General features: G+C 42.5%; 3 protein-coding genes and 1 tRNA gene. 1 reads left to right on the forward strand and 3 read right to left on the reverse strand.

Annotation, left to right across the window (positions count from 1 at the left end; all coding sequences use genetic code 11):
• Positions 1-118 precede the first annotated feature (118 nt).
• The 3 genes from F6K46_RS37970 to F6K46_RS37980 form a co-directional block, all read right to left on the reverse strand.
• On the reverse strand, positions 119-2206 hold the full coding sequence (locus F6K46_RS37970) for a sigma 54-interacting transcriptional regulator (RefSeq protein WP_293068106.1): 2088 nt from the start codon (positions 2204-2206) through the stop codon (positions 119-121).
• Between the two features lie 240 nt (positions 2207-2446).
• A tRNA-Arg gene (locus tag F6K46_RS37975) sits at positions 2447-2519 on the reverse strand.
• A 140-nt stretch (positions 2520-2659) separates the two neighbouring features.
• Positions 2660-3949: a peptidoglycan DD-metalloendopeptidase family protein gene (locus tag F6K46_RS37980; RefSeq protein WP_293068109.1), complete on the reverse strand. Its 1290-nt coding sequence runs from the start codon at positions 3947-3949 to the stop codon at positions 2660-2662.
• 721 nt (positions 3950-4670) lie between these two features.
• Here F6K46_RS37980 and F6K46_RS37985 point away from each other — a divergent pair.
• Positions 4671-4934, forward strand: a complete 264-nt coding sequence (locus tag F6K46_RS37985) for a hypothetical protein (protein WP_293068112.1) — start codon at positions 4671-4673, stop codon at positions 4932-4934.
• The last annotated feature ends 159 nt before the right edge of the window (positions 4935-5093 follow it).

The following is a 5093-nucleotide window of genomic DNA, read 5'->3' on the forward strand; positions in this document are numbered from 1 at the left end:
TTCGGTGGCCGCTCATCAGGATTCACCATGGCTCAATTACTTGTCTGTTCTGAGTTTCACACGACTCGAACCCTGAGGCAATCCCCCCTCTTGACAAAAGGCTTTTTCTCTTAACTTGTCACCAATGCCCTAACCCCAGGTTTTCTTGTAACTCTGGTAAACGGTGCAAAAACACTGCTCCTAACAATAACAATAACAAGGCTACCTCATAACTGCGAGACACATGGGTAGTCCACAATTCAATGCCTGGAGGACGTAAATTCACTTCTACTGAACGATGGGGACAGGCTTTCAAACAGGTCATGCACAACACACAATCCCGGTTATCTTCCAATTGTGCTGGGTGAGAGTACAAAGGACAACCATCGGTTTCCATGCCCTCCCCTTTTTCGGGTCCACCTTTATAACATTGATAGGTACTACATTCCGCTGAACATATTCCTTGTTGTGCTCGTAATTCCGTTATCGATAGTTTAGCGAACATGCCATTCATGCCGCCAATGGGACATAAATAGCGGCACCAGAAGCGTCGCTCGAAAATAGCGGAACATATCATCGCACCCGCTGTAATTAATAACAGTAGACAAGCGGAAAGATAAGCGGTATTTTCCAAATCCCACAATTCTTCCCACAATAAAATCAAGAAGAATAAGCCAAACAAAAACCAACCTCCCCACTTTTGAGCCTGTTCTCGGGGCCAACGTTTTAACTTACGGGGAAATAGCCACAGGGATAATTTCTGAGTAACTTCCCCATAAATCATGAATGGACAAACTGCACACCATAACCTACCCACAAAGGGAAAACTAATTAATACTAAGGGCCACCACCACGCCCAGAATAAATTAAGCGCAAAGTTTTCTTGACGATTCTGGGGTCCGATAAATAAAATAGCAACAATAATCGCAAAAGCGGTTAAGGTAAAGCCATAATTAATCCGGTCTGGCCACCAAGGGCTGCGGAGAAAGCGACGTAACCCTGGATAAGAATTTAAGAGATTGAGACGGAATTTCTTTTTCTTACTTTGGGAGGGCCAGATAATTTCTTCAGTTACTTCTGAACATCCTTCTAACTGCACAATGGCTCGTTCAACTAAATTGTATAGTTCCCTGAGATTATTGGGAAAATCATACGCCTGTAATCGCCGTAATGCTTCGGGAGTGAGCCGGTTTTTATTAATACATTTAGCACGAGATATGATACTAATATAGTAGTTTACTATATCACCAATGTCGGCTTTTCGTACCCGTAGTGGTGGCACTTTAATCAATTGTCCTGCCACTGAATCAATCTCTGGCAGTTTTCTCTCGGCAATCATGATAATCCGAGCCTGACTGGTAGAGACGTTGGCTGCTACAACATTTGTACGTTCTTGGGAACGGTTGACTGGAGTATAGGTATTGGTTCTAAGTAAATTAGCGATTTCTGGAATCAGTTCTGGGCTAAGTTCTTGAATATTATTTAATAGTAGAGTTCCTTGACCTAAGGCTTCAATTAACCCAGGTTTTCCCCCGGCACGACCAAATAATTCTGCGACCCTGGCTTGTAATTTAGAGCAATCGACTTTAATCATGGCTTCTCGCCGATAGGGAGAACTAAAATGAATCAAGGCTGCTATGTTATCTTTTTCCAGTCCAGGTTCTCCGAAGATTATCACCGATTCACGGTTTTCCGCTGCTTGTTTAACTTGCGATCGCAATCGCACCCCATAGCGACTTTTCCCAATAATCCCCCGTTTGGCTTTACTAACCAGATATGGTCGTAAGATAGTTTGACGCTCTTGTTCATAGGCTAGCTGAGCGGATAACTCTTCTACTTCTTCAGCCAGTTGTTGGGAGAAAGCTTGGGTAATTTCTGGATAGTGTTCCACAAGTGCTCGAAATTCGGAAGCACTGACAAACCAAAACTGACATTCGTTGAGGGTAATTAAGGTTTGCTCAACAGGTTTGTTCAATAATAGAGCTTGTAGATTAATTACTGCCCCAGGGAGTAAACCCACAGCTTGCCAATCTTCACTATTGCTTTCGATCCGACCTGAGCGGAGAATATATAATCCTGGGGGAGGGGTGTTGGCTAGCACTAAGGTTTGGTTTGCTGGCACAATCCGCTCTTCCAGCTTAGGTGCTAGATTCTCTAACACTTCCTGAGTCAAAATACTCAGAGCAGTTCGTTGTTTTAGCCACGTCACTAAGTCTGGAAGGTTCATGATTGGCTCCAGGATAGACAGTGATGGGAAGTTCAGTTAATCAAAATATTATTATGGTTAGGGGAATTTTGTTAATTGTTAATTGTTAATTGAATAGTAATAATCTAGGAGCAGTCTTTTCAAGCTCCGAGATGATAAGTAAAGATACAACTTTCACGGGAATATAGCTCTGGTCGTGCCTAACGCCAAAGCTCGCTCTTTGAAGAATACAATTTAGACTACTATGTTAAGTTATCGAAACGAGCACGGAGGGATTTGAACCCCCGACACCCAGAACCGGAATCTGGTGCTCTATCCACTGAGCTACGCGCCCTCATGCTTGAGTGACTATATCAAGCGTGACTTTATCTGATTAGCTTTAATAATAGCACACTATTGCAATTATATATTATACATGACTTGAGCACCGAAAACTGTAAACCGTTTTAAATCTGCCTAAGCTTGTGCCATCGGCTACAGATAACTTGCCGGATCGACAGGTTCACCGTTTTTACGAACCTCAAAATGGAGGTGGGGACCGGTAGAGAAACCCGTAGACCCAACGGTTGCGATCGCATTTCCTCGTTTCACCGATTCTCCCTTACTCACCAAGAGTCTACTGGCATGACCATAGAGGGTAGCAATACTGTCGCCATGGTCAATAATTACTGTATTGCCATAACCACCATACCAACCAGCAAAAATTACTGTACCGCTATCTGCTGCTCGAATAGTACTGCCATAACTAGCCCCAAAGTCAATCCCAGAATGGAACCGAGATGTACCTAGAATGGGGTGACGTCGCCAACCAAAACTACTGGTAATGGAGCCATTACTGGGATAAAGCAGCTGACCAGTATTAAAAACAAAAGTTTTGCGAAGCCTTGCCTTCCTAGCTGCCGCAATCTTGTTTTGACGGGCAATCTCTCGTTGAATCAAGATGACAAGATTTTTAGAATCTTCTGCTAACTGGGCTTGGGATGCTTCTAAAGCTTGTCGGTTAGAATTGAGTCGCTCAATCAGTTGTTGCTGTGTTTTGAGCTGAGCTTGAAACTGCTTCTTTTTGGCTAGGAGTTGCTGTTTAAGTAAGGAAACTCGGTTTTTTTGAGCCTCTATCTCGGTTTTGCGTTGGTTAATGCTGTCGGCTTCAGCTTTTAAACTAGTTAAGATTTTCTGGTCTGTTTGATAGACTAACTTCAATCGGCGGCGTTGAGCCAGAAATTCGTTGATATCTTGACTTTTGAGCAGGATATTCGAGCCAACTTCAGCAGTGGGCTGGCGCTGTAGAAAACGCAGTCGAGCAATGATTGCAGCACGCTTTTCGTAATAGCTTCTCTCGGCAATTGCTAAATCCTCCTGCAACTGGTCTAGACGCTGGTTAGCGAGTTGGATTTGCCCATTGTAATCCTGGTTAGCCGTATCAGTAGACTTGAGATTAAGCTCAATCACACCCAGCTTCTTCTGAGCAGATTGCTCCACATTAGATATGCGATCGCTTTCCTTAATAATACTAGACCGCTGCTGCTCAATATGTTGCTGTATTTGTTGCAGGGTATCTACTGCTCCTGGGTTTACTGCTCCTGGGTTTACTACTTCTGGGTTGGTTGAGGGAGAAGTACTCCCTGGAATTGTGACGATTAGCAGCCAAAGCAGACAGCCTAAACAAACTCTCCCTATGCCGTGTAAGCCATACCAATCCCTAACCCTACCAAAGGCGTTGAAGTTTTTGGTATAAATTCCCCTCTGCCGAATTTCCTTAACCACAGACTATCTCAGTATTGTGAACAATCATCGAAAAAATTCCCGAATACAGCTGTCAACGGTTGTAGATCAATTTATCCTGACGACAGTTAAACACTCCTTGGATATTATCTACTACTGCTGCCCCATAGTTAAGACTGAGGGTAAACCATTAGTGTTGTCATTATGGGGACTAGTGTTTACTATTTAGGTATCTAAGGTATTTGAGCTGGGAAATCATACATCAAAGTAAACACCACAAACCCTAGCAACAACCTCAGCGCAAACCTCAGTCCTCTAGTCTATTTAAGTAAGGGAAATCAAGTATACAGCGGGTTGAAATTCCGTGAATTACAGTATATATCTCGTTTTTTGGGGAGATGACAATAGGCAACAGAAGACTTGATCGTTCTGTTCTCAATTCCCCTTTACCCGTTCCCTAACTGTTCACTTTGGGGGAATTGAGACTTTTTTTCAGTAAAATTGTTACTTTAGCCTAATTTTCGGTAACTCTGTAAAGGTAGCTCATCTCAAATCCGGTCAAATAATGATTATATCCCTGATCGGGTAATTGGTAATTCGTAATTGGAAATTAGTAGTTGACGATTCCCGATTGCCCATTACCAAACATCAAGGGAATAGTTAACAAAACAGTAATTAACCGGACTTGATATCATCAGAGTTTTCAGTCAATCAGACCGACTTAAAACTTGTAATTAAACCAATATTAGGATTGAATTTAGTTATGACGGTACTAGCAGGATTTTACGTTTCTGGCGCTCTCTACTTTTTTGCGATCTGGTTTCAAGCTTTCCAGAAAGACACTAATTTATCTCCTGAGCAAATCCGCATATCTTGGATAGTGTTGACGATAGCAACCGTTTTTTGGCCAATCGTTGCCCCGATTGCTAATTTGGAGAAGAGTTCTATAAAAAAAGCTTCTTTAGTTCAGGAACCAGATGTGGATGCTAAGAAAACAGCGATGGCAGCTGAGCTATCCCGCACTTAATTGGTAAACATAAATTGAATGATACTGATATTATACCAATTTTAAAAAGTCGTGTCATACTTAAATGAATACCTAGGGTAAACGCATCTTGTTGGGTAACCGGGGATAGTTCTCAATAAACCCGGCCTGATTGTGCTTGTTGACAAGGCATTGTCTTGA

Origin of the sequence: Moorena sp. SIO3E8 (assembly GCF_010692445.1) — a bacterium.
GTDB classification, from domain to species: domain Bacteria; phylum Cyanobacteriota; class Cyanobacteriia; order Cyanobacteriales; family Coleofasciculaceae; genus Moorena; species Moorena bouillonii.